General features: G+C 28.3%; 25 protein-coding genes. 19 read left to right on the top strand and 6 right to left on the bottom strand.

Annotated features, from left to right (window positions below):
- Window positions 1-59 precede the first annotated feature (59 nt).
- On the top strand, window positions 60-887 hold the full coding sequence (locus tag CXF68_RS14695) for a LytTR family DNA-binding domain-containing protein (RefSeq protein ID WP_101045883.1): 828 nt from the start codon (window positions 60-62) through the stop codon (window positions 885-887).
- Window positions 888-1,134: 247 nt separating this feature from the next.
- On the top strand, window positions 1,135-2,373 hold the full coding sequence (locus CXF68_RS14690) for a sodium:proton antiporter (RefSeq protein WP_101045882.1): 1,239 nt from the start codon (window positions 1,135-1,137) through the stop codon (window positions 2,371-2,373).
- A gap of 126 nt (window positions 2,374-2,499) precedes the next feature.
- Here the strand turns inward: CXF68_RS14690 and rmuC are convergent, their stop codons facing one another.
- Window positions 2,500-3,876, bottom strand: coding sequence for a DNA recombination protein RmuC (gene rmuC / locus CXF68_RS14685; RefSeq protein ID WP_101045881.1), 1,377 nt, complete (start codon window positions 3,874-3,876; stop codon window positions 2,500-2,502).
- Between the two features lie 429 nt (window positions 3,877-4,305).
- Here rmuC and tssD point away from each other — a divergent pair, with 429 nt between their 5' ends.
- The 8 genes from tssD (at window position 4,306) to CXF68_RS14645 (ending at window position 11,225) form a co-directional block, all read left to right on the top strand.
- Window positions 4,306-4,704: a type VI secretion system tube protein TssD gene (tssD, locus tag CXF68_RS14680; RefSeq protein WP_101045880.1), complete on the top strand. Its 399-nt coding sequence runs from the start codon at window positions 4,306-4,308 to the stop codon at window positions 4,702-4,704.
- A gap of 104 nt (window positions 4,705-4,808) precedes the next feature.
- The gene (locus CXF68_RS14675) at window positions 4,809-5,534 is read left to right on the top strand and encodes a hypothetical protein (RefSeq protein WP_101045879.1); all 726 of its coding nucleotides are present in this window, start codon (window positions 4,809-4,811) and stop codon (window positions 5,532-5,534) included.
- A gap of 330 nt (window positions 5,535-5,864) precedes the next feature.
- The gene (locus CXF68_RS14670) at window positions 5,865-6,416 is read left to right on the top strand and encodes a 1-acyl-sn-glycerol-3-phosphate acyltransferase (RefSeq protein WP_101045878.1); all 552 of its coding nucleotides are present in this window, start codon (window positions 5,865-5,867) and stop codon (window positions 6,414-6,416) included.
- 128 nt (window positions 6,417-6,544) lie between these two features.
- Window positions 6,545-7,873: a DEAD/DEAH box helicase gene (locus CXF68_RS14665; protein ID WP_101045877.1), complete on the top strand. Its 1,329-nt coding sequence runs from the start codon at window positions 6,545-6,547 to the stop codon at window positions 7,871-7,873.
- Between the two features lie 77 nt (window positions 7,874-7,950).
- Window positions 7,951-8,142, top strand: coding sequence for a cold-shock protein (locus CXF68_RS14660; RefSeq protein ID WP_028889015.1), 192 nt, complete (start codon window positions 7,951-7,953; stop codon window positions 8,140-8,142).
- 232 nt (window positions 8,143-8,374) lie between these two features.
- Window positions 8,375-8,836: a cold-shock protein gene (locus CXF68_RS14655; RefSeq protein ID WP_101045876.1), complete on the top strand. Its 462-nt coding sequence runs from the start codon at window positions 8,375-8,377 to the stop codon at window positions 8,834-8,836.
- A gap of 593 nt (window positions 8,837-9,429) precedes the next feature.
- Window positions 9,430-10,965 carry an SDR family NAD(P)-dependent oxidoreductase gene (locus CXF68_RS14650; RefSeq protein WP_101045875.1) on the top strand — a complete coding sequence of 512 codons (1,536 nt, stop codon included), beginning with the start codon at window positions 9,430-9,432 and terminating at the stop codon, window positions 10,963-10,965.
- A 68-nt stretch (window positions 10,966-11,033) separates the two neighbouring features.
- A complete protein-coding gene (locus CXF68_RS14645) occupies window positions 11,034-11,225 on the top strand; it encodes a cold-shock protein (RefSeq protein WP_101045874.1) in 192 nt (63 codons plus the stop codon).
- A gap of 106 nt (window positions 11,226-11,331) precedes the next feature.
- Here CXF68_RS14645 and CXF68_RS14640 read toward each other — a convergent pair whose 3' ends face one another.
- The 4 genes from CXF68_RS14640 to CXF68_RS14625 form a co-directional block, all read right to left on the bottom strand.
- Window positions 11,332-12,492, bottom strand: coding sequence for an iron-containing alcohol dehydrogenase (locus CXF68_RS14640; RefSeq protein WP_101045873.1), 1,161 nt, complete (start codon window positions 12,490-12,492; stop codon window positions 11,332-11,334).
- Window positions 12,493-12,526: 34 nt separating this feature from the next.
- A complete protein-coding gene (locus CXF68_RS14635) occupies window positions 12,527-13,159 on the bottom strand; it encodes an NAD(P)H-dependent oxidoreductase (protein WP_101045872.1) in 633 nt (210 codons plus the stop codon).
- A gap of 29 nt (window positions 13,160-13,188) precedes the next feature.
- Window positions 13,189-13,773 carry a TetR/AcrR family transcriptional regulator gene (locus CXF68_RS14630; RefSeq protein ID WP_101045871.1) on the bottom strand — a complete coding sequence of 195 codons (585 nt, stop codon included), beginning with the start codon at window positions 13,771-13,773 and terminating at the stop codon, window positions 13,189-13,191.
- Window positions 13,774-13,892: 119 nt separating this feature from the next.
- Window positions 13,893-14,795, bottom strand: a complete 903-nt coding sequence (locus CXF68_RS14625) for an EamA family transporter (protein ID WP_101045870.1) — start codon at window positions 14,793-14,795, stop codon at window positions 13,893-13,895.
- A 228-nt stretch (window positions 14,796-15,023) separates the two neighbouring features.
- On the opposite strand from CXF68_RS14625, the gene CXF68_RS14620 reads away from it, so the two are divergent.
- The gene (locus CXF68_RS14620; protein ID WP_101045869.1) at window positions 15,024-15,644 is read left to right on the top strand and encodes a hypothetical protein; all 621 of its coding nucleotides are present in this window, start codon (window positions 15,024-15,026) and stop codon (window positions 15,642-15,644) included.
- A 28-nt stretch (window positions 15,645-15,672) separates the two neighbouring features.
- Here CXF68_RS14620 and CXF68_RS14615 read toward each other — a convergent pair whose 3' ends face one another.
- The gene (locus CXF68_RS14615; RefSeq protein WP_101045868.1) at window positions 15,673-16,113 is read right to left on the bottom strand and encodes a redoxin domain-containing protein; all 441 of its coding nucleotides are present in this window, start codon (window positions 16,111-16,113) and stop codon (window positions 15,673-15,675) included.
- Window positions 16,114-16,274: 161 nt separating this feature from the next.
- Between CXF68_RS14615 and CXF68_RS14610 the strand changes: the two genes are divergently transcribed.
- The 8 genes from CXF68_RS14610 to CXF68_RS14575 all read left to right on the top strand — a co-directional run bounded on the left by CXF68_RS14610 (window position 16,275) and on the right by CXF68_RS14575 (window position 22,859).
- Entirely contained in the window at window positions 16,275-18,191 is a 1,917-nt protein-coding gene (locus CXF68_RS14610) for a histidine kinase (RefSeq protein ID WP_101045867.1), read from the top strand.
- Entirely contained in the window at window positions 18,188-18,835 is a 648-nt protein-coding gene (locus tag CXF68_RS14605; protein ID WP_101045866.1) for a response regulator transcription factor, read from the top strand. The genes CXF68_RS14610 and CXF68_RS14605 overlap by 4 nt, the downstream gene beginning before the upstream one ends.
- Before the next feature lie 109 nt (window positions 18,836-18,944).
- Window positions 18,945-19,367 (top strand): hypothetical protein, encoded by a 423-nt coding sequence (locus tag CXF68_RS14600; protein WP_101045861.1) that lies wholly within the window; start codon window positions 18,945-18,947, stop codon window positions 19,365-19,367.
- A 158-nt stretch (window positions 19,368-19,525) separates the two neighbouring features.
- A complete protein-coding gene (locus CXF68_RS14595; protein ID WP_101045865.1) occupies window positions 19,526-19,867 on the top strand; it encodes a hypothetical protein in 342 nt (113 codons plus the stop codon).
- A 68-nt stretch (window positions 19,868-19,935) separates the two neighbouring features.
- Window positions 19,936-20,667, top strand: coding sequence for an SIMPL domain-containing protein (locus tag CXF68_RS14590; RefSeq protein ID WP_101045864.1), 732 nt, complete (start codon window positions 19,936-19,938; stop codon window positions 20,665-20,667).
- Between the two features lie 2 nt (window positions 20,668-20,669).
- A complete protein-coding gene (locus CXF68_RS14585) occupies window positions 20,670-21,227 on the top strand; it encodes a hypothetical protein (RefSeq protein ID WP_101045863.1) in 558 nt (185 codons plus the stop codon).
- A gap of 321 nt (window positions 21,228-21,548) precedes the next feature.
- Window positions 21,549-21,938: an inner membrane protein YiaA gene (yiaA, locus tag CXF68_RS14580; protein ID WP_101045862.1), complete on the top strand. Its 390-nt coding sequence runs from the start codon at window positions 21,549-21,551 to the stop codon at window positions 21,936-21,938.
- A gap of 498 nt (window positions 21,939-22,436) precedes the next feature.
- Window positions 22,437-22,859, top strand: coding sequence for a hypothetical protein (locus CXF68_RS14575; RefSeq protein WP_101045861.1), 423 nt, complete (start codon window positions 22,437-22,439; stop codon window positions 22,857-22,859).
- The last annotated feature ends 7 nt before the right edge of the window (window positions 22,860-22,866 follow it).

Genomic DNA, 22,866 nt, shown 5'->3' with positions numbered 1-22,866 from the left:
TTTAAAACTATATAATCACTCAAATAAGGAGTTATTGTAGTGAAATACGTGTTAAGAAAATGCAAAAAGAAATTCAATATTCAATTTTAAGAAATCCTCTATACGTTTTGGGATGTTATGCTATTTTATTGCTTCCAAAATTTATTAACTCTTGTAGTAATAAAACAGTAGTTTCTTCTTTTTGGAATAATATTCCATCATGTAGCAAAGAATTTGTTTTTGTTAAATTTTTAGGAAATTCTATTTGGTCTATAGTATTATTAATAGTTGTTTTCGAATCATTTAAAATAGCTAGTAAATATTTAAAAATTAGTTTTTTTCCTGTAAAAGTAAAAGAATGGTTACAGTTCGAATCAAAATTAATAGCTTCGTCTTTCGTTGCTTTTTTTTGTTATTTATTTTTAGCGTATTCATTTTCTATATTTAATAAATCTATAGAAGATATAGATGTTTTAAATATCTTTTACAAAGCAATGCTTGTTGCTTTTGTAGGTGTTCATGGAGTTTTATTGATAAGTTATTTAAAGTATAAAAAAAATCCTTTAAATCAGAAAATAGCAGTAAAAAGTTCAATAGGAAATATTCCTATTTTAGTGAATAAAATTATTTGGTTTGAAAAAATTGACAGAAATTATTTTGTAAATTCTAAAAATGCTGTATTTAAAATTGATTATAACTTAGCTGAATTGGATAAAATGTTAAGTAAAAAATATTTTTTTAGAATCAATAGAGCAGTTATAGTTAATATACCTACGGTTAAAAATATTACTCACTGGGAAAATGAAAAGTACATCGTAGAGTTAACAAATAAAAAAGATTTTGTTGTTACGCGTAAGCGGGTAGTTGAACTAAGGATTCTAATTGAAAACTTACAAAAAAATAAGTGATCTTTTTACATATATTGTAACTATGATTGTCATTGATAAAGCAATTCAGAATCAAAAGAACAGCACAATGAAGTATTATCAGAAATTGGAGATAGCGTAGAAGGAATGATGAGCGTAAGAAGATTATTCGTAATGTAATTAATTATTCTTTAAATAAAAAAAGCAGCCAATCGGCTGCTTTTTTCGTTTTTTTAATGAAGAACGAGGTATGGTTTTATATCTTTCAACTTTCTAAAGAATAATAACTATGGATGCTTATTTAATTGCTACAATACTAATCTTATTATCTGGCCTATTCGGGTATATCAATGTTCGGTTTTTAAAGCTTCCCAACACCATTGGTTTAATGATTTTAACCATTTTATTTACGTTAGGTATTCTTTTACTAAGTAATTATGATCCTACATTATTAAATTTAGAAAAATCAATCATATCAAAAATAGATTTCAAAAAGCTATTATTAGATGAAATGTTAAGCTTCTTGTTATTTGCAGGTGCTTTACACACAAATTTCGATCAACTTAAAATACAACGTTGGCCAATACTTTTATTTTCAACTTTAGGCGTATTAACATCTACGTTTTTAGTAGGTATCGCAATGTTTTTTGTATTACAATTAATAAACTTAGAGGTAAGTTTTATACATTGTTTATTATTCGGAGCACTTATTTCTCCTACAGACCCAATAGCCGTTTTAGGAATTTTAAAAAAGGCAGGTGTTCCTAAAAAATTAGAAACAAAAATTGTTGGAGAATCATTGTTTAATGATGGCGTAGGTGTAGTAATTTTCTTAACTATTTTTAAAATTGCGGAATCTGGAACAGCAAATGTAAGTGTAACAGATGTTTTAACACTTTTTGGTCAAGAAGTAATTGGAGGTATTGGTATTGGAGTTGTTTTAGGTTGGATTACCTATCGATTATTAAAATCTATAGATGATTTTGATATTGAAGTTATCATCACCTTAGCAACTGTAATGGGAGGTACAGTACTTTGCCATAAATTTCATTTATCAGCACCTTTAGCAATGGTAACAGCTGGTTTAATTGTAGGGAATGATACTGTTAGAGAACATGCAATGTCTACAACTACAGAGAAATATGTAGATAAGTTTTGGGAATTAATAGATATACTTTTAAACGCCATTTTATTTGTGTTAATCGGTATGGAAATGTTAGTATTAGTAATTGAAGGAAAGTTTGTTTTAGCAGGTTTATTAGCAATACCTATTTGTTTAATATGTCGTTATGCTTCTTTGTTTTTACCTGTCAAGATTTTTGAAAAGAAATTAGATTTTGTTAAAAACACCAATGTAATTATGACTTGGGGTGGTTTACGAGGCGGAATATCTATTGCTTTAGCTTTAGGATTATCAACAAGTATGGAAAGAGATTTGTTTTTAGTTATTACTTATATAGTCGTTGTTTTTTCTATAATAGCACAAGGATTAACGGTAGATAAATTAGTAAAGAGACTAAAAGAATAAGCTTTTATACCAATTGGGACATAATATAATCGGTAAAATACATTTACTTTTCTACTATTTCTTCGTTATAAAATTAGCGAAAATTAAAGTGTATTTATTTACAATCATTTTATATCCGAATTGGTATTAGTCGTTATCTTGTGCTCTTTCTATAATGTTTTGAGGCAATGCTTTTTTAGCTTTAGCCCCCATTTTTTTTAATTTTTCAACACTGGTTATAAGATTACCTCGTCCATCAACTAATTTATTCATAGCACTATTATAATCAGCTTTAGAAGCATCTATCTTTTTACCTATTCCTATTAAATCTTGTAATAAACCATCAAATTTATCATATAAAGCACCTGCTTGTCTTGCTATTTCTAAAGCATTTCGTTGTTGTTTTTCGTTATTCCACATTGTATCAATAGTACGTAGTGTTGCTAATAGGGTAGTAGGTGTAACAATAACAATGTTTTTTTCAAAAGCTTTGTTGTATAAAGAGTTATCTTGATTTAAAGCAACTGCAAACGCGGGTTCGATAGGTACAAAAAGTAGTACAAAATCGGGTGATGATATTTTATAAATATCTTCATACTTCTTTTCAGATAATTGTGCTATATGACGCTTTAACGAATTAAGGTGCGCTGTTAAAAAACGTTCTCTATCTAAATCATCATCTGTATTTACAAATTGCTCGTAAGCAGTTAAAGAAACTTTAGAATCGACAATCATCTTCTTATTGTCTGGTAAATGAATAACAACATCAGGTAAAATTCGTTTACCTTCATCATTGGTAAATGATTGTTGTACAAAATATTCTCTATCTTTTTCTAAACCAGATTTTTCTAAAACACGCTCCAATACCAACTCTCCCCAGTTCCCTTGAGTTTTACTATCACCTTTTAATGCTTTTGTTAAATTGATAGTCTCTTTACTCATTTGCTGATTCATTTCTTTTAAACCAAGAATCTGTTGGCGTAATGCAGAATGATAATCAATACTTTCTTTATGAGTTTTATCAACTTTATCTTCAAATATTTTTATTTTTTCTTGAAGAGGATTTAAAATGTTCTGAATGTTCTCTTTATTTTGAAGTGTAAATTTATTTGATTTTTCATCTAATATTTTATTTGCTAAATTCTCAAATTCTTTGGTGAACTTTTCTTGTAATTTTTCTACCTCTTCTTTATTCTCATTTAATTTTAACTGCAAATTTTTAAACTCTTCATTCTTTCTAGCTAATTCAATATTTAAAAACTCTTTTTCTCTACGAATTTCTTCTGTTTCTTTTGTTTGATTTTTTATTCGTAATAATAAATCTTCTTTTTGTTGCGTAACTATTTTCTCTTTTTCATTTTTTTGAACCTCTAAATTTGCAATAGTTGCATTAAGCGTATTGTTTTCTTTTTCTAAAACATCCGTTGCTTTTTTAAGGTTTAACTTACCTAGTAAATACCCAATAAAACCTCCTAAAATTAATCCAGAAATAGTAGTTGTAATTAATAATAAAGTTGTGCTCATTTAGATAAAATAAAATTTATTGAATACACAAATATAGCGCAACCTACTATAATAATTATATGTTTTGGTATTTGAAAATATATTAAAATTAACTTATTATAATAAAGTTTAGACTTTTATATAAAAAACATTTTTTATATAAAAATAAGTATATACATTTACAACTCAAATTTGACAATTTGTGATTTTATAATTGCTATGTAAAATAAACTGTCGTACTTGTATCTATATAGGCATATCTAGCCTGTATTGTACTATATCAGTATATCTATTTTGGGAGTTCTCCCAGTCTAAATACGTTTGTTTTTTTTAGTTGATTATATAATTATCTATTGTTATAGAGAGTTCGTTTTATGTTAGCAATACTAGTTACGCTATTCATAAAACAAAAGAAAATTTAAAAATTATTAACAAAAAAAAAACAAAACTATGGGATCATTTAGAGCATCGCTAGAATTAGGAGGGAAAGAATTTGACGTATTAGCTACGGAATACGAATTTAGTAGAGATACTGATAAAAAAGGTAAAATTGCATCTAATGTTTACGGAGGAAGAATCAATATTACAATAGAGTCTACCGCTGATTCATCTGTAATTGAAGCAATGTTAAATAGCCAATTTAAAGCTATTGAAGGAAAAATTGTATTTAAGAAATCTGAAGAAGATTCAAAAATGAAAGAAGTTGAATTTAAAAATGCGTACATCGTATACTATAAAGAAAACTTACATGTAAACGGAGACGTACCAATGACCATTAACTTTACTGTTTCGGCAGAACAAATGACCATTGGTAACGCAGCTATCGATAACCGTTGGCCAGTAGCATAAGTACAAATTACTAAAAGAGCAAATCTTAGGGTTTGCTCTTTTAGTATTTATACAATACTTAGATCTGTATTGGATTCTAAGTATTTAGTTATTATAAAAAAACTATGAAAACTACTGTAAAAGATAATTTACGAATAGACTATACGAAGTACCAGGCAGATGAACTAGCTGAAACAATTTCAGATGCGTTGTTTTTCCCACTATATGTTGGGGAAATAGTAGTAAAAAACCTACTAATTTTCCTTGTAGGAATAAGTATATGTACTTATTTTGGTACCTATCATTGGTCTACTGCAATACTATTTTTTATACTTTCTTTAGCCGTAACCATACCAAGTATTATTATTTTTTCGGCAATACGACTTTTAACAACAATAAAAGAAGATTTAACAAAAGTATATACCATTACTATAGATACAGCTAAACATGTATATGCAGATTCTAATAGGTTAGTGGCACAACGAAAAAATGATATTTCCTTGGTAATATCATCAAGTGATGTATTTAAAGGTGTTGCAATCTATGCAATACAACCTATAGTAAAACGAGTATTAGCAAAACGTATAAAATTTTTTGCACCACCTTTTATTTGGATTGTCAATTTGCTATTTAAAGCAATATTTTTACGTAAATCACCCGAATTAATTGTTGAGAAAGAAATTGAAAACCCAAACACGGCCAATAATAACCTTGAAGATAAAATAACCTCTTTAGGCAGTAAAACAGTCAATGGTGTTTTTATAGCTTTTAAATTCCCATTTAGACTCGTATTAATTATTTACGGAATAGTTAATACACTTTTAATATTGTTGTTTATTTCAATTCTATAAAAAATATTTTTATTATTAAGTTTAACTAGAAATTTAAATATTAGATTACTTATATTTTAATGAAATACTTAGGTAATGACTAGTTGAGCGCAGTTAAACCCCATCTTTAAAATGTTTATAGTTCTCGAAACTTCGTTTGCTACTTTCAATCAAGTTATCATTTGATTTCAATAATACTCGAACAGATTACAAAAACTACATTAACCTACTTAAAATCAAGCACCTATTAATGGGGGTTAAACTATTAATTTTAGCTAAAGATATTAGAATAATTTTCAATATTTTTTTCTAAAAAATAAAGATGTATTTTTGGCGTTCATATTATAATAGATGATATCTAAATTTATATTTACTACAATTTTAGGATGGAAATTTAAAGGAGAATTTCCGAAAGAGTTAAAAAAATATGTGTTAATTGGCGCACCTCATACAAGTTGGAAAGACTTTTTGGTAGGATTGTTTTCAAAAAACATAACAGGTACAAAACTTAATTTTGTAGGAAAAAAATCATTATTTAAACCACCATTTGGTTTTATATTTAAAGCATTAGGAGGCGCTCCTATTGATAGAAGCAAAAGCATGAATGTAGTAGATGCTATTATCAATGTATTTAACTCTAAAGAAGAATTTCGTTTAGCAATTTCACCAGAAGGAACCCGACAATTTGTAGAAAAATGGAAAACAGGGTTTTATTATATTGCAACAGGAGCAAATGTGCCAATTGTAATGCTAGGTTTCGATTTTGAGAACAAACAAGTACAATTATCAAAGCCTTTTTATCCGACTGGTGATATAAATATTGATTTTGCTCATTTTTATGAGTTTTATAAAAATATGAAAGGTGATAAACCTCATTTATTTAATAACAAGAATCTGCTATAAATGCAGATTTTTTACTTCAATATAAAATTATAACTAGCTTTTATTAGCTCTTTTTAATTAAATTAATAAGAAACCTAATTGATAGTATTTCCTATAAAGTGTGATTATCTTTGCAAAAAATATTTTTTATGCCAAAGCAATTTTCAGATTTAGGAATTAATAAACAATTACAACAAAGTTTAGTTGATTTACATATTTCTGTACCAACAGATGTACAAGAAAAAGCCATTCCTGTTATTCTAAATCAAAAAGAAGATGTAGTTGTTTTAGCAAAAACAGGTACAGGTAAAACAGCAGCATTCGGATTACCCTTATTGCAATTGATTGATGTTGAAAATACTAATGTACAAGCCTTAATATTAGCACCGACAAGAGAATTAGGACAACAGATTTATAAAAATTTAGTTTCTTTTGCTACGAATACTCCTGAGGTAATCATAGCTTCACTATGTGGTGGTACACCAATTAAGCCTCAAATAGAAAGTTTAAAAGAAACAAACCATATTATAGTAGCAACACCAGGGCGTTTATTAGATTTAGTAAAAAGAGGTGCAATAAGTATTAAAGAATTAAAATACTTTGTATTAGATGAAGCTGATGAAATGGTAAGTTCTTTAAAAGAAGAAGTAGATACTATTATAAAAGCGATACCAAAAACAAGAAGAACATTATTGTATACGGCGACAATGCCTGGAGCAATAAAGCAGTTAATTCAAAATTACATGTCTAAACATGTAATTCAGATAGAAGCTGATATGACAACGGTTGGTCATCAAGGTATCGATCATCAATATGTGGTTGTTAAACCTATCGAAAAATTAGAAGTATTACTTCATTTCTTAAACTCTAAAGAAGGCGAACGAGGTATTATATTTTGTAAAACGAAAGCAGCTGTAAACAAGTTAGCAAAAAACTTAGCTATCAATAAGTTTTCATCAGGTGCTATTCACGGTAGTTTAACCCAAGGAATTCGAGATCGAATTATGGGACAGTTTAGAGAAGGACATATAAATATTTTAGTAGCTACCGATTTAGCAGCTCGTGGTATTGATGTAAAAGATGTTTCTTACGTAGTAAATTATCATTTACCAGACACTTATGACACTTATGTTCATAGAAGTGGACGAACGGCTAGGGCAGGAGCAAACGGACTTTCTTTAACTGTTTTGCAAGAAGAAGAAGTAGAAGAAATTGCAAGTTTTGAAAAAGAATTAGGTATTGTTTTTAAACCTCTTAAAAAGGCAGATACTAAAAGTATAGAAGAGAACAATGGTTTATTATGGGCTAAAAAAATATTTAAAACCAAGCCTAATCGTAATGTTTCTGAAGATTTTAGAGCAAAAGTAAAAACCATATTTCATCACTTAACAAAAGAAGAATTAGTTGATAAATTAATGGCAAATTATTTAGCTGAAACAGGTGCTTTAAAACCAAAATTAGAGAAAAATAAAAAATAATTTTATAAATGTAGTTTATGTGAAAATATCGTTACATCTTTGCATACAATTAGTATTATAAATTTAATTACATTACAATGAGTAAAGGAACAGTAAAGTTTTTCAATGAAACTAAAGGATTTGGTTTCATCACTGAAGAAGGAGTAGAAAAAGATCATTTTGTACACGTTTCAGGATTAATCGATGAAATTCGTGAAGGAGACGAAGTTGAATTTGATTTAAAAGAAGGAAATAAAGGACCAAATGCGGTTAACGTAAAAGTTATCTAAAAATATACTTTAAGTTTTAAAAGTCCATCGTAATTGATGGACTTTTTTCTTTCAAAATAAAGAAGTAAAACGTTTTTTAAGCTAAAAATCCAAAAATTAGTAAAAAAAACGTAAAAAATTAAAATAAATTACGTAATTTATAATATATTGGGGCGATTAACATAAATTCCTTTAAAAAGGTACTTATGTACTCATTCAAAATTAAAATTATAATTATATATTAACTAATCTTATGGCAAAATCTCAGCAATCATTTAACAAGAATGAAAAAGAGAAAAAGCGTTTAAAAAAACGTGACGATAAAAAAAAGAAAATGGATGCTCGAAAGGCTGACATAAAAGAAAATGGTCCAACAGGAATCGAATTTGCATATACTGATGCTTATGGGAATTTAAGTGATACTCCTCCGGATCCTGCTCTAAAATTAGAAATAAACTTAGAAGACATTCAAGTAAGTGTTCCTAAAACTTTAGAAGGAGACAGAGAAGCGTTTGATCCTGTTAGAAAAGGAACAGTTTCATTTTTTGATTCATCTAAAGGATTTGGTTTCATTATCGATTCTGCAGATCAAGAAAAATACTTTACACACGTAAGTGGTATTATTGATGAAATTTCAGAGAATGATAAAGTAAGTTTCGAACTTGAAAAAGGAATGAAAGGTATGAATGCTGTAAAAGTAACATTAGTTAAATAACTAATATATAATTTTACGTATTCTATAACTTTTAAATTATACCACACATACGATAAGTATATGGGGGTTTAACAACAAAAAAGAGATTAACCCAAAGGTTAATCTCTTTTTTGTTGAATAATAACAGAGTTCAGTAGATAGATACGTGTCTCTAAAGTAAATTTTAGACTAACTATGTCAGGTCGAGCGCAGTCGAGACCTATTCACCATAGTCTAAAAGTTCTCGTAAACTTCGTTTGCTACTTTCAATAAAGTTGTCATCTTATTTCAGTAATGCTCGAACAGACAAGTAATTTACTTATTATATACTAGAGATTAACACATCAGGCATATTATACAATACGTAATTACCTACTGACCTCTAAATAATAATAAGATTTTTTAAAACAGATTAGGGTTCGTTTTTAATAATACAGCCTTTGTATTTATAAAATGATCATTCAATTTATAGTGATTTTATTATTATCGAATACTCAAAATAAATTGATTAAAAATAGCTAGTTTTGTGCCCTTGTAAATAATGTAATTATAGAGGGAAAAACTTTATAATAAGAAACATGTTGAAACAATTAAAATTAAATAAGTAGTTTAAAATGAGTGAAAATAAATTGAATTTAGACATTGAATCTTGTATCACTACACTACAAAAATTATTAGAGGATACCGATCAACTTTTTGAACTCCCAGAAGCACAAAGAATAGCATTATACAAAGTTGCTGGTGAATTAACAAGACCTAATCGTGCTGAATTTGAGCGTAGAAGAAAAGACGCTAAAAAAGCAGCAAAACGTAAAATGATTGCTAAAGATACGCATGCAAGAAAGTCTACAGGAATTAGATCTGCTAGAGAAGCAGCGTTATTTGTTGCTCCAAAATTATTAGCAGCAGCTGCAATACCAGAAGATACACCAGAACTAGAATCAGCAAGAAACTGTTACGTTTGTAAAACAGTTTTTACCAAACTACATCACTTTTATGATACCATGTGTACAGAATGTGGTGATTTAAATTACGCAAAACGTTTTCAAACGACTGACTTAAAAGATCAAGTAGCTGTTATTACAGGTTCTAGATTAAAAATAGGGTATCATATAACTTTAATGTTATTACGTTCTGGAGCTACTGTAGTTGCGACAACACGTTTTCCCGCAGATTCAGCCATTCGTTTTGCTAAAGAAGAAGATTATAAAGATTGGAGTGATCGTTTACATATTCATGGTTTAGATTTAAGACATATACCAAGTGTAGAGATTTTTTGTAATTATATTGAGCAAAAATATGATCGTTTAGATATTCTAATAAACAATGCAGCGCAAACGGTAAGAAGACCATCAGGCTTTTATTTTCATTTAATGGAAAATGAAAAATTACCTGTTGATAAACTTCCAAAGCTAGCACAAACGTTGTTAAAAGATCACACCGCTTGTTTAGAAGAACTATCAAGCTTAAGTGTTTCTACTTCTAAAACAAGTAAAAATAATGTATTACCAGTAACTTGGCATGGCCCTGAACCTGGTATTGGATTGCGTAATTCAGCAGAATTATCTCAAATCCCGTACAGTTTTGATAATTCGTTACAAACAGCCGAAGTTTTTCCTGAAGGAGAATTAGATGCAGATTTACAACAAGTAGATTTAAGAAAAACAAATAGTTGGCGTTTACGATTAGGAGAAATAGAAACTACAGAAATGGTAGAGGTACAGCTGGTAAATGCTGTAGCTCCTTTTGTTTTGTGTAACCGTTTGTCTAATTTAATGATGAAGGAAAATACAGGCAAAAAACATATTATTAATGTAACAGCTATGGAAGGAAAATTTCATAGATTTAAAAAAGTAGATAGGCACCCACATACAAACATGGCAAAAGCTGCTTTAAATATGTTAACACATACCTCTGCGTCAACTTTTGCTAAATCTGGAATTTATATGAATGCTGTTGATACAGGTTGGGTAACAGATGAAGATCCTGCTGAGTTATCAAAGAAGAAAGTTGAAGTTCACGATTTTCAACCGCCACTTGATATTGTAGATGGTGCAGCTAGAGTTATGGATCCTTTAATTGATGGAATTAATACAGGAAAACATTGGTGTGGTAAGTTTTTAAAAGATTATTTTCCTATTGATTGGTAAAATATATTTTTTATGGCATCATCTTTGCATTCTAGTAAGTAATTATTAAAATAAAATATAGTATCATTATGAGTAAAGGAACAGTAAAATTTTTCAACGAGACAAAAGGATTTGGATTTATTACAGAAGAAGGAGTTGAAAAAGACCACTTTGTGCACATTTCAGGGTTAATTGACGAGATTCGTGAAGGCGATGAAGTTGAATTTGACTTACAAGAAGGTAACAAAGGATTAAATGCAGTAAACGTAAAAGTTATCTAATACATATACTTCAAGTTATTACAAAAGCCCATCATTATTGATGGGCTTTTTATTTATAGATGAATATCTTATCTAAGATAAAGTTAAAAAAGATGGTTATTATAAGTTAATATGCCATTTTTACAATTTCTTCAACCTTTTCAGGAGATAAATTTTGATGTTCCCCTAAACCTAACCAACCACGATCGGTAAAACGTTTTGAAATTAACTCAGCAGTTCCTTCATAATCTTTAGTATAGTCAGACAATTTAGTATCAATACCTAATTCATGGAAAAAAGCAACTGTTTTTTCAATAGCAGCATTGGCTTTATCATCAATAGTGCCCTCTGTAATATTCCAAACACGCTCACCGTATTGTGCTAATTTCTCTTTTTTACTTTCAAAATTAAAAGTATAATGACTTGGTGCAATAACAGCTAATGTACGAGCATGATCGATACCAAATAAAGCAGTTAACTCATGCCCAATTGCGTGAACAGCCCAATCTGTAGGTACTCCTTTTTGAATTAATCCGTTTAACGCCATTGTACAACTCCACATAAAGTTAGAAGCAGCTTTATAATCAGTGGGATTATTTATTATTTTAGGAGCAACTTCAATTAAAGTTTGTAAAATACTTTCAGCAAATCTATCTTGTAATAAAGCACCGGTTGGGTAGGTCATATACTGTTCTAAAACGTGTGTAAAAGCATCAGCTAAACCGTTTGCTAATTGACGTTTTGGAATCGAAGTAATAACTAAAGGATCTAATATTGAAAACTCAGGAAATAAACCTGGCCCTCCCATTGCTAGTTTTTCTTTAGTTTCTCTTCGTGTAATTACAGCACCAGAATTCATTTCAGAACCTGTTGCAGGTAATGTTAGTACAGTACCAAAAGGCATTCCTTTTTCGGTTCTAATGTTTTGAGTTAAAATATCCCAAGGAGTTTCACCATTAAAAACAGCAGCAGCAGATAAAAACTTAGTTCCGTCAATTACAGAACCACCACCAACAGCTAATAAGTAGGTAATTTTTTCTTCTTTAATTACTTTTAAAGCATCCATTAAAACTGCATATTCTGGGTTTGCAGGTATACCTCCAAATTCAATAACATTTACTTTAGATAAAGCAGTTTTTACTTGATTGTAAATTCCGTTTTTCTTAATACTTCCTCCTCCAAAAAGCAATAGTACTTTTGCGTCTTTAGGAATTTCATTTTCTATTTTTTCTATGGAGTCCTTACCAAAAATAATTTTGGTAGGATTTTTAAAATCAAAATTGTTCATTTTTAACTTCTTTAGATATTTTTATTGGTTATAATTACTCAATAACAGTAACTAATTCTTCTATTGGTTTTCTAACTTTTACCAAATTAACTAACCAGTCAGCATCTTCTTTTCTGTAGCCTATTGGTAATAACACAGCACTACGTAATCCTTTTTCTCGTAATCCTAAAATTTTATCAACAGCATCAGGTTCAAAACCTTCAATAGGTGTTGCATCTACACCTTCATATGCAGCGGCAATAATTGCGTGAGAAAAGGCAATGTATGCTTGTTTTGCAGCATGGTTAAAGTTTTCTTCAGCATCTTTTTGAGGATACATACCTAATAACATTTTACGATAGTTTTCCCATCCTTCATTTTCAAAACCACGAATTTTGTTTGTTAAATCAAACATATAGTTAATTCTATCTTCAGTATAAGTATCCCAAGCAGCAAAAACAAGTAGGTGCGAACAATCTGTAATAACAGATTGATTCCAAGCTACAGGTTTAATTTGTTCTTTAATATCTTTATTTTTTACCACAAAAACTTCAAAAGGTTGTAATCCGCTAGAGGTAGGAGCTAATCGAGCAGCTTCTAAAATACGTTCTATTTTATCTTCAGCTACTTTTTTACCATTCATGGCTTTTGCTGCGTATCTCCAATTTAATTTATCTAATAATTCCATTTTATATATTTTATTTATAATATTCTAATTTATTTACAGGTTTTAATACTACTCCATGCAGACTGATATGCTTCTTCTAAATGTGTTTCATCTAATTGAAAGGAACCACGTTTTTGTGTAATCATTAAAAAAGATAATGGATTTATAGAATATGCATACAGTAAGTAATCTGATAAAGGTTTAATAACCCCTTCTTTTTTACCACGTGCCCAAAGATCGAGTAGGGGCTGTAGGTGTTTAATACCTTCATTTCTGCATTCTTCATCTATCACAGGTGTATTGTCACATTGTGCTAAGAACATTGCTTTTTCACATTCTTTAAGTTTAAAATCTGCAATGCGTTTCCATATAAGTTCAAAACCATCTTTAACGGTAGTATTTTCATTGTAAGTTTTAAAAGCATAGGTTGTATACTCTTCTTTAACCTCTATGTAGGTTTTATTTACCAAATCTTGCTTGTTTTCAAAATATAAGTAAATAGTAGCAGGTGAAACGTTTGCCATTTTTGCTATTTTACTCATTGGTGTTGCATGAAAACCATTGTTATTAACAAGTTTTATTGTAGCTTTAATCAAAGCATTACGTTTATCTATACTTTTTTGAAGTTTCACCATTTTGTATATTTATAATGCAAAGATATAAACAAAAATGAACGTTCATTCTTTTTTAACATAACTTTAAAATTCTAAAATAAACTTAGATGAAATAGGTAAGAATAGGGCTTTTTTTGTAATTAATTTGAATATAAAATTAAAAATACGCCAATCATGATGCCGATTAAGGGTATTAATTTTTTGCGTTTATTTTTTTCTTTAAATACCAAGCCACCAATAACAACAGCAATTAATATTTGACTTCTTTTTATTGCGGAAAGCAACATAATTAAGGCCTCAGGATCTTGCAAAGCTTTAAAATAAAAATAATCGGCTGCTTGTAGTAAAATTCCTACAGCAATAATAGACCAACGAAATTTAAAAGCTTTTCGTTTTTTAGCATACGGAAACCAAGTAATCGTTAAAATAACTAGTAAAATGAGCATTGTATATAAACAGAACCAAAACTGTAAAGTTTGTGGATTTAATTGTAAATTCTGAATTAAAAACTTATCATATAATCCGCTTGAAGCACCTAAAAAAGTAGCTCCTATGATGGCGAAAATCCATTTGTTACGTTTAAAGTTAATTCCTTCTTTTTTTCCAATTTGTGAATACAAAAGCACTGAAAAAATGATTAAGAAAAAACCAATCCATTGGTATAAATTAGGACTTTCTTTATAAATAACAATAGCACCTATAAAAGTAAAAAATGGGCCTGCAGAACGTATTGGTGTAACAATGGTTATGGGCAAATGTTTTAGCGCTTGATATGCTAAAATCCAAGAACTTGCCATAATTGCCGATTTTATAAAAATAAAACCATGTGTTTGCCAAGAAATATTCTGAAAATTGTATCCCTTTTCAAGCGCATAGTCAGGATAAAAAACAGCAAAAACATAAAATGCAGCTATAAATAAAAAACCACTAGAAATGGTTCCTAAAAGTACCGGAAATACTTCATTACCTTGTACTGCATGTTTTTTACATAAATTATGTAATCCTAAAAAAAGCGCTGCTAATAAACCTAAATACATCCACATAGCGCGAATATAAGTTTTTAAAGGATTTTTTAATTTTAATGTTCTATTACTTTTATTAGATGAACCAATATTGGGTTACTCTAACTTTCTTCTTAATCTATAAGTATACTATAATGTACTTCATAACAGAAAATTAAACGCTTATAACATTTGCGAGTTCTTATAAAGGTTAATTTTTTAATTTTAATATGTAAAAATTAATTTTTTCTAAATAAACTCAATAAAATCATGGATAACATAAAATTAAACTTTATTAATAGATCAAATGATATTAACAACAGTGAAATTGTAATCTTTCAAAAAAATGTAGCTCAAAATTTCGATGAAATGGTGGTTGCGTGGAAAGTAATTAAAAACTGTGGTAGAAATGATAATCACCCGTTTACATATACAATGGAAATTCAAGTATCAGCAAGTGATTCATACGGAAATTATAGTCCTAAGTTAACTGCTTATAATGGCAATGCTTTTGAGATGATTAAAGACACATCGGGAGATGTACTTAGGCTTTCTTCAACTTCAGCTACAAATGCAAATGAAGTTGAAATTATAAATAAATTAACTGTTGGCGCTATTAATGCTAACTGTTATAGAGATGGAAGTTTAGTAGCTATAAAAACAAATTTAGCTCCAGAACAAAAAGCTTTCTTTGAATTTCAACCAACAATTTTTATAGGAGTTGTTTCTCAAGTTGATGAAGGAGAAGTTTTAAACTCAGCTATAGTCTCAGAAATTAATACAAAATTTAATTTACTTGGTATTACAAGTGCTGATATTGTAATGACAGGAGGAGGTGTAGGTAAAAGCGCTACACCGTTTTATTTTACTTTAGAGAATATAAATAAATAGAGGCAATTATTTTTTATAAAGATTTACTCTAATTTGCTTCCACAAGACTTTCTAATGCGTAATACAATCTGTTTTGCGCATTTTCTTGTGAACCAAAAATAGCACGAAACAATTCCCCTTTTTCAGAAATCAGTAACCATTGCGGTGTTCCTTCTGCCTTAAACTGGTCGTACACTTTGTGATGTTCATCTATATAAATAGGAAATGGGTTTTCACCACTCGTAAAAATGCTTTTAATTGAAGCTTTTGTACCCTCTCTATTTACAAAATCAGCATGAATTCCAATAACTTTAATTGATGGGTATTTCTGTTGAAACTCATAAGCTAAAGGAATTGCACGTCCTGTACAGCCTAAACAATCATTGTTATATATAATAAGCAATAACACTTCATTTTTATAAGAAGTCATTAAATCTATTTCAGCTCCATTTAAATCTTTAACAAGTATCGTTTGTATTTTGCTATTCATTTAATTTTTCTCTTATTATAATACGCCTTACAAATTTAGGTGTTTTATACTTTAAGGTTTCTATAATTATATTAAAAACCCTGAAAACCGTGAAGTTATTGTTTTTTATATAGTTTAATATTGTTACTCAATAAAATAGTTTTGTTATATTTTTGCATTAAATGAATCAATTTACCAATTACATATCTAAAATTTTTATAGTGTTTCTTTTTATTTTAGCACCAATACTTTGTGCTCAGAATAAAGATAACTTTGTAATGTTTGGTCATACACCAAGAGTCGTTAATCGACAGTTATATAAATCTTTGTATAATGCTAAAGAAACAAAGGAAAAACTTGTTCTTTTAGATAGTATTGCTACACTATTTTTACGATCAAATAATGCGGATTCTCTTTTTTATTACGGAACAGTAATAAAAAACGAACTTTTTAACTTAAAAAAAACAGATAATCTTAAAGACAAATACGAATTAAAAGGACTTCTTTACAAAGGTTTAGGATCTCAAAATATGGGGTTTCTAGAAGAGTCTATAGGTTATTTTATAAAGGGAATTACGTTAGCTAAAAAAGATGGTTTAGTATTTCAACGGTTTCAGTTAGCCTTAGCTGATACTTATATTTTAAAAAGAGATATCTTAAAACTAAAAAATATTTTAGACGAGTTAAAGCCTATTTGTAATACTGAACCGTTATTAGTTTATTATAAAATAGCAGAGTCTAATTATAACATATTAAATAAACAGCCTGATAAGGCAAAAAAAATAATTAAAGCGGCATTAAAAACTGCCAACAAAAAGAAATACACTAAAATATATTTAAGATTAAAAACTGCTTTAGGTATGTTAATTTCTTATGAAGGTAAGTTTAAAGAAGCGCTGTCAATTTTTCATGAAATAAAAAAAGAAACATTAACTAATGGTTATTATGATATTTATATTTCTATAACTTTAAATCAAGGTGAAATTTATCAGCGTACTAAAAACTATGAAATTGCTGAAATGGTACTTTCTTCAGCGTATGTTAACTCTGTACAATGGAATCAATTAAATTTACAAAAAAAAATAATTAGAGCTTTAGTGCAACTTTACGTATCAACAGAAGATTTTAAAAATGCCTATAATTTAAAGACTCAATTAGAAAGTGTAAATCGTAAAATTATAAAGAATCAAAATTTACGGTACATTAGAAATTTAGAATTTAAATATGAAACATTAAAAAAAGAGAAAAAAATAAGTAAACTACAAGAAGATCAAGTAAAAAAAGAAACAGAAATTGAATATCAAAAAACAATAAAATATGCTATTCTTATAGGCTTTTTTATAATTCTTATTCCTATAATTTTATTTTTAATAGTTTATTATCAAAAACTTCAAGCTCAAAGTTTACTTAATAAACAACAAGAAGTATTACGTCAAAAAGAAATGACATCGATATTACAAGCACAAGAATTAGAATTGGTAAAGAATACTATTATTGTTCAAAATAAAGAAAGAGATCGTATTGCTAGAGAGTTACATGATAGCATAGGAGGAAATATTGCTGGTATAAAATTACAAATGAATAATTTAATAGATAGTAATCCTGAGGTAAGTTCATTACTAGAGCAATTAGAAAAAACGTACCAACATGTTAGAGATATTTCACACAGTTTAATTCCTGATGAATTTAAAGAAAATAACTTTACTGTTTTAGTTAAAAATTATATAGCAACATTAAACCAAAATAATACCGTACTTATTAATTTTGAGGCGTACCCAGAAAAAACTGTCAATGCTTTAAATTACACCGTACAATCTAATTTATTAAATATTATAAAAGAGCTTATTACGAATGCTTTTAAACATGCAAATGCAGTTGAAATAGATTTACAAATAAGTATACTTAAGAATGAAAATAGTATTGAACTTTTATATGAAGATGATGGTGTTGGTTTTGATTTGAAAAAGACTAGTAAAGGAATTGGTATACAAAATATAGAACATCGAGTGAAAATTTTTAAAGGTGTTTTTTCAATAGACTCGGCATTAAATAGGGGTACAGTAATAACTATTAGCATTCCGCAACAAGATAAATTATGACAACAGAATATTCTATAATAATAGCAGATGACCACACGATGTTTTTAGATGGTTTACGTAGTATTCTTTCTGAAGAAAAAAACATTACTATTATATTAGCTGCAACAAAAGGAACCCAGGTTCTTAAATATTTACAAGTTAACCCTGTACCAACAATTGATTTAGTTATTACTGATATTAATATGCCAGAGATGGATGGTATCGAGTTAAATAAAGCTATTAAAGAGCAGTTTCCTAAAGTAAAAACTTTAGTTGTTAGCATGCTAGAAGAACCAGTGAAAATTCAAAATTTAATTGATACAGATGCGAATGGCTACTTATCTAAAAATGCTGAAAAATCTGAGCTTTTAAAAGCTATTAAAACTATTTTAAAAGGAGAAAATTATTTTTCATCAAGAATAAAAAATATATTGATGGAAGCTATGTTTGCATCCAAATCAAAACCTCAAATATCTTTAACTAAAAGAGAAAGAGAAGTTTTAAAGCTCATTGCAAAAGAGTTTACTACGAAAGAAATTGCCTCTCAATTATTTTTAAGTACTCATACTATAGAGAGTTATCGAAAAAATTTAATATCAAAATTAAGTGTACGTAATATCGCTGGATTAACCCGTTATGCTATAGAACAAGGTATTCTAGATTAGTTGACTCCCTGAAAGTAGGGTATTCAATTTCACTACATTTGGTCTAAAATAGGGCTGTAAAATCACGCAACTTTGCAGTGTAACTAATTAATCAATAAAAATAAAAAATATGTTTTACGGAATTCAATTAATCCTATTAAGTATCATCGCAGTACCATCATTAATTTTAGCTAAGAAACCAAATGCAAAAGAGTTATTAGACAAAATTGAGCCTTACCAAGGTTGGATTGGTTTAATTTTTTGTTTAGGTGGTGTTTGGGGTGTTATCTCATCAATATTAAATATGGGATGGATAACTTCATATCCAATTTGGTGGATTACTCTTTTAGCAGGAAGTCTTGTTCAAGCTGTTTTAGGTTTTATGTTAGGATTTGGTATGATAAATAAATTAATATTAAGTAAAAACGAAGCTGCACAACAAAAAGCAGAAGCGTTAAGAGAAAAATTAGCTCCAAAATTAGGTAAATTAGGAGTATTCGGACTTATTGTAGGAGCTTGGATGATCGTAGCATCATTACTTTTCTTTATGTAAGCAAAACATTTTTTTGAAAAAGAAGGAAATCTAAAATATATGTTTTAGATTATATAAAACCTGTATAGTTTATAATTATACAGGTTTGTTATTTTTAAAAATTGCTATGAATTTAAATTACTACACCTGTTATACCATATAGGTTCGTACATATTGCTATGAATATAATTAAATTTACATACTTTATAATCATAATACTAAGTATCCTTTCTTGTACAACTACATACAAGAAATATAGCTCAAATAAAGTTAAAGACGCTTTTATAGTTAATTCTTCCCCTACATTTAAAGGATACTATTATCAAGGATCTGATAATGATTTTCATTACTTTATAAGTAAATGGAAATGGTGTAATAATAAATACTTTAAGCTAGCAAAAGAAGAGCTTAAAGTAATTGATAATTATGAATTTAACCTAAAAGAGTTAAAGGTTGATTTAATAAAAACTGACAATAAATTTGGAAGTAATAAGTTTTATAGACTTTACGTTGCTAAGTAACTAAAAACATTGCATTTACACGAATTATCACACTCATATATACGTTAAACTAATAAAAAATTAATAAAATGAAAGAATATACAAATGCTATAATTTTTGGAGTTGCAATAGTTGCATCTTCAATATTCTTAGGAAAAGCATATACAGATAGAAATAAAGTTGAAGGAGAAATTCAGGTAACAGGTTTAGGAAAAACTGACTTTTCTTCTGATTTGATAGTTTGGGAAGGAAGTTTTGGGGCGGAAGATGTAGATGTAAAACAAGCATATTTAACTTTAGAGAAAAATAAAGCTACGGTAAATGCATATCTAGCTAAAAAAGGAATTAAAACAGCGCAACTTATTTATAGTGCTGTAAAAACAAATGAAAAAAGTAAACAACTATATTCTTCAGATGGAAATTTTATGGGGAATGAGTTTGTTGGATATGAATTAACTCAAACTGTTCAGATAGAATCTAAAGAAGTTGATAAAATTGAAAAGATATCCAGAGAAATTACAGAATTGTTAAATCAAGGGGTCCAGTTTTATTCAGAATCACCAAGGTACTATTATACTAAACTTGCTGATCTTAAAATTAAAATGATTTCTAAGGCAACTGAAGATGCCAGATTACGAGCAGAAAATATCTCTAAATTCTCTGGTGGAAAATTAGGTGAATTAGAATCAGCTAAAATGGGAATATTTCAAATTACTGGGCAAAATTCAAAAGAAAATTATTCTTGGGGTGGTACTTTTAATACAAGTTCTAGAGAAAAAACAGCCTCAATTACAATGAAATTGATATATAAAGTGGACTAATTATGCAAATAGTTAAACAATCATTATATCTATTATTTTTTTGTTACCTAATTATTTCTTGTACTACTATTATTACGAATAGTAATGAGAATGATGAATACGAAAAAATTAGAAATTTAATAAACGAAGTTTACAAAACTCCTTATCCTTATAGAAATAGCAAATTAAAGAATGATGTGTTTTCAGAAAATTTGTTATCCTTAATTTCAGAGGCTAGGGTAGTTGAAAAAAAATCGAGTGAACGTATCCCAGAAAGTGAACGCAAAAATATTAAACCTATTTTTTTAATAGAAAGTGAAATTTTTGCAAGTTTATATGAAGGGTATGTGTCTTATTCAATAACCAAAATAACCATTGATAAAAATAAACATCTGATTGAGATAAAATTTATTAATGATTTAAATGCGACTAAAGAAGTATGGATAGATAAACTTATCGTTATTAAAGAGAATGGTTTGAAATTAGATAATGTTATTTATAACAAAGACAAAACTGGCGTAAAAGATTTAAAGAGTTTTTTATCAAGTTTTAATGAAGAATATTATAAAAGCATTAAATAAAGTAACTGCAAACTAAATTTTTATTTAAAAAAAAGGTATAGTTCAATACTTCTATATAATTAAGTATTCAACTATTTGTCCTATTTTTTTATTCATTTTTTTGATAGTTTTAAGAACAAAAAATATAGTAAAGAATTATTAACTATATTCACCCATGCTTTAAAAAAGACAATACTGGTAAAATATAATTACCAATTACATTGTAAATAGTAGTTGCGCTATGAATCAAAATATAATAACTAAAGAAAAATTTACTTTAATAGTTGTTTTTTGAACCTTTTTTTAAGCATGAATTTTCTTAAATAAACTAAAAAAAAAATTATGAAACAAAAAACATCAAGCGCATTTGTAGCTGCTTCTTGGGTTGCATTGGGAACAGGAGCATTAGGGTATTTAATTGGTCTTTGGAGGTCTGATATGTTATTAAACGAAAAAGGGTATTATTTTACTGTTTTAATGTTTGGCCTTTTTTCAGTGGTATCACTACAAAAAAGTGTTAGAGATAGGCTAGAAGACCTTCCGGTAACAGATATTTATTATAGTATATGTTGGTTTGCTACAATTTTATCAATTCTTTTGTTAATTATAGGTCTTTGGAATGCAACTTTATTACCTAGTGAAAAAGGTTTTTATGCATTTGCTTTTTTGTTAGCCCTTTTTGGAGCTATTACCGTACAAAAAAACACTAGAGATAATTTATTAGCTAGCTAGTAACGCTGTTGTCTAAACAGAAGCGTACAACTATCTAAAAAAATAAAGCACATATAAGATGCTAAGAACTCTTTCTTAATTAATAGGAAAGAGTTTTTTTTGGATATAAAGCTTTGTTATGGCCTCTTTATAATGCCAAATAATTATGTATTTGATTCGCTTTATAAAATGTTTCTATTCCAATATATTCAAACTCTTTGTTTTTCTATAGAATTTTAGCTACTTAATTTTCAAAGAGTTTTAAAAATAAGAATATAACTAAACAAACATTCTTAACTGTTTTAATCATTATAATTAGTTCATCATTTGGTGGAGTATTATGACGTTTTCATGATATACAATCATGAGTGTTTTCCTGAAAGTTGGTTTTTAAAGATACTAACCTAAAGATGAACCCCTGAAAGTAGGGTATTCAATTTCACTATATATGGTCTAAAATAGGGCTGTAAAATCACGCAACTTTGCAGTGTAACTAATTAATCAATAAAAATAAAAAATATGTTTTACGGAATTCAATTAATCCTATTAAGTATCATCGCAGTACCATCATTAATTTTAGCTAAGAAACCAAATGCAAAAGAGTTATTAGACAAAATTGAGCCTTACCAAGGTTGGATTGGTTTAATTTTTTGTTTAGGTGGTGTTTGGGGTGTTATCTCATCAATATTAAATATGGGATGGATAACTTCATATCCAATTTGGTGGATTACTCTTTTAGCAGGAAGTCTTGTTCAAGCTGTTTTAGGTTTTATGTTAGGATTTGGTATGATAAATAAATTAATATTAAGTAAAAACGAAGCTGCACAACAAAAAGCAGAAGCGTTAAGAGAAAAATTAGCTCCAAAATTAGGTAAATTAGGAGTATTCGGACTTATTGTAGGAGCTTGGATGATCGTAGCATCATTACTTTTCTTCATGTAAGTTAAAC

This window comes from Tenacibaculum sp. Bg11-29, assembly GCF_002836595.1.
Taxonomy (GTDB): Bacteria; Bacteroidota; Bacteroidia; order Flavobacteriales; family Flavobacteriaceae; genus Polaribacter.
This window is presented reverse-complemented; position numbering and strand designations above follow the sequence as displayed.